The 2275-nt window shown below is 64.4% G+C and carries 4 protein-coding genes; all 4 read right to left on the bottom strand.

The features are described 5' to 3' along the window. Nucleotides 1-34: 34 nt before the first annotated feature. Nucleotides 35-316 carry a DUF427 domain-containing protein gene (locus tag AC1D0P_RS24895; protein ID WP_477655265.1) on the bottom strand — a complete coding sequence of 94 codons (282 nt, stop codon included), beginning with the start codon at nucleotides 314-316 and terminating at the stop codon, nucleotides 35-37. Between the two features lie 188 nt (nucleotides 317-504). Continuing rightward, complete coding sequence (locus AC1D0P_RS24900) at nucleotides 505-930, bottom strand: hypothetical protein (RefSeq protein ID WP_477679183.1); 426 nt, start codon at nucleotides 928-930, stop codon at nucleotides 505-507. 219 nt (nucleotides 931-1149) lie between these two features. Continuing rightward, the gene (locus AC1D0P_RS24905) at nucleotides 1150-1806 is read right to left on the bottom strand and encodes a glycine zipper 2TM domain-containing protein (RefSeq protein ID WP_477679184.1); all 657 of its coding nucleotides are present in this window, start codon (nucleotides 1804-1806) and stop codon (nucleotides 1150-1152) included. 166 nt (nucleotides 1807-1972) lie between these two features. Next, a partial coding sequence (locus AC1D0P_RS24910; protein ID WP_477679185.1) for a cupin domain-containing protein occupies nucleotides 1973-2275 on the bottom strand: 303 nt, incomplete at its 5' end.

Here is a 2275-nt window from a genome sequence, read left to right on the forward strand (position 1 = left end):
GCCCTCGAGTTATGGCCGCGCCGGCGCTCCCGCCTCAAGGCTCGATCTTGACGCCCTTCCAGAAGGCGATGTGGCCCTTGATGTTGTCGGCCTCGGGCTTGGGGTCGGGGTAGTACCAGGCGGCGTCGGTGTTCATTTCGCCGTTGACCAGCAGCGAGTAATAGCTGGCCTGCCCTTTCCAGGAGCACATGGTGTGGTGGTTGCTGAAGGTGACGTAGTCGCGGTTGAGCGAACTCTCGGGGAAGTAGTGGTTGCCTTCCACCACCACGGTCTCGTCGCTTTGCGCAATCACTGCGCCGTTCCAGATGGCTTTCATGGGGATTTCTTTCTGCGGATGCGGATAGCGGTGAACAGGGGCCCAATGCTACGCCCCCGGCAGGAGGCCCTGCGGACCCGGGGTTTATTCTCGCCGCCCGCGCGCAATCCGGCTGGAAGGCGGCCAAAAAAATGCCGGTGACGGGCACCGGCATTTACGTGGGGGAGCAGGCGTGGAGGGCCCGGCCGTCAGTCGTGGCCCTTGCCGTGCTTCTCGCCACGGCCGTGGTCATCGCCGTGCCCCTTGTGCTTGTTCTTCTTGTGCTTGCCGCGCTCGTAGTCCTCATCGCCCTGGACTTTCACGAAGTACACCGGCTGGCCGCAGGCGTTGTACTTTGCGCAATGCTTGGACCATTTTTTGGCATGGCCGGGAGGCACGTGCAGGTACATCGGCGGCTGCTGCACCACCACCGCCGGGCGCTGGATGATGACAGGCTGCGCATAGACCAGCGGCGGGGGCGGCGCGTTGCCGATTTCAATGCGGCCGTAAACACCGGGCGACAGCGCACCTTCGACGGTGGCGGTGGCATAAGGGCCAGCGGCCATGGCCGCGCCACCCGACAGGGTCAGGGCCGCGACAAAACCGGCCAGCAGGAATGGTTTGGGTGCTTTCATGGGGTGTCTTCTTTCTTTTCTAGGAGCAGTTCGTGCGCGACGATGCTCTTTCATCAAGCAGGGGCCGCGGAACCGGCTTGCCGGGCCACAGGCGCAGCGCTCCGAGGGAACCCCCTCTTCACCAGCAGGGGCCGCGGGACTGGCTTTGCCAGACCGCAGGCGCAGCGCCCCCCCGGGGTGCAGAGAGCTACACGAAGTGAGCGAACGTGGGGGCTCTATTTAGGCCAGACGGAGATTCTTGCCCTCAACAATCACCTTGGCGCCCACGGCCACGGCGCTGGACAGCTCCATGTTGCGGACCGTGCCGTCGTCCATGCGCACGCGCACTTCGTAGACGGTGACCTTTTTCATGTTCTTTTCGATCTGGTTGCCGGCAAAGGCGCCGCCGGCGACACCCAGGACGGTCATGGCGGTCTTGCCGTTGCCGCCGCCCACCTGGTTGCCCAGCAGGCCGCCGACCACGCCGCCGGCGACGGTGCCCAGGCCGATGGTGGTGTTGCCGACATCCACGCCGTTGACCTTGCCCTGGCGTTGCACCGGCGTCACGGCTTCCACCGTTCCGCAGGCCGCGCAGACATTGGCGCGTGGCGAGGCTTGCGCGACGACGGTCGGGGTGGTGTGCGGCTTGGCGGCTTGCGGTTTGGGCGAATCTGCCAGTTTGGCAACCTTGGCGGGCTCATTGGCGGGGGCGTAATCCGATACACCCGGCTGCGCGTCGGAGCGGTTGACGACCAGCGCTGCGGCCAGCGCCATGACGGTCACGCCGAGCACGGCGATGATGGCGACAAGGGCCTTGCTGTGTTGCAGGCGCTGGGCAAGACCCGGGTGGCCCGGTTGGGAAGCGGGGGCATTAACGACTTGGTTGTTGGTATCCATGATGGACTCCTTCTGTGTGAGCCCCAGTTGTAACCAAGCCGTTTGATACATCCTGTAGGACGAGGTGACATTCGTAAGGAAAGCTTTCCGCGTCTTGCAAAAACCGTGCAGTTTTCCGCACATCAACGCGGCTTTATGACCGCCTCACCAGGGCTTGACCGGCGCTTTACACGCCGCCATGGGGGTGTGTCGGGTCCACCCAGAGCACGGTATCGGGTTTTTCGACCGGTTCGATGTCGAGGTTGACGGCCACCGCTTCGCCGTCGCTGCGGCACAGCACGCACTCCAGCACCTCGGTCGGGCTGGCGTTGATTTCCTGGTGCGGCACATAGGGCGGCACATAAATGAAGTCACCCGGCCCAGCCTCGGCGGTGAACTCCAGGCGCTCGCCCCAGCGCATGCGGGCTTTTCCGCGAATCACATAGATCACGCTTTCCAGGTGGCCGTGGTGGTGGGCGCCGGTCTTGGC

The sequence above is a fragment of the Polaromonas sp. P1_G2 genome (genome assembly GCF_056405515.1).

Bases quoted from the DNA above. Each gene is read 5' to 3' on its own strand.
- AC1D0P_RS24895 (WP_477655265.1), bottom strand. From the start codon at position 316: ATGAAAGCCATCTGGAACGGCGCAGTGATTGCGCAAAGCGACGAGACC.
- AC1D0P_RS24905 (WP_477679184.1), bottom strand. From the start codon at position 1,806: ATGGATACCAACAACCAAGTCGTTAATGCCCCCGCTTCCCAACCGGGC.
- AC1D0P_RS24900 (WP_477679183.1), bottom strand. From the start codon at position 930: ATGAAAGCACCCAAACCATTCCTGCTGGCCGGTTTTGTCGCGGCCCTG.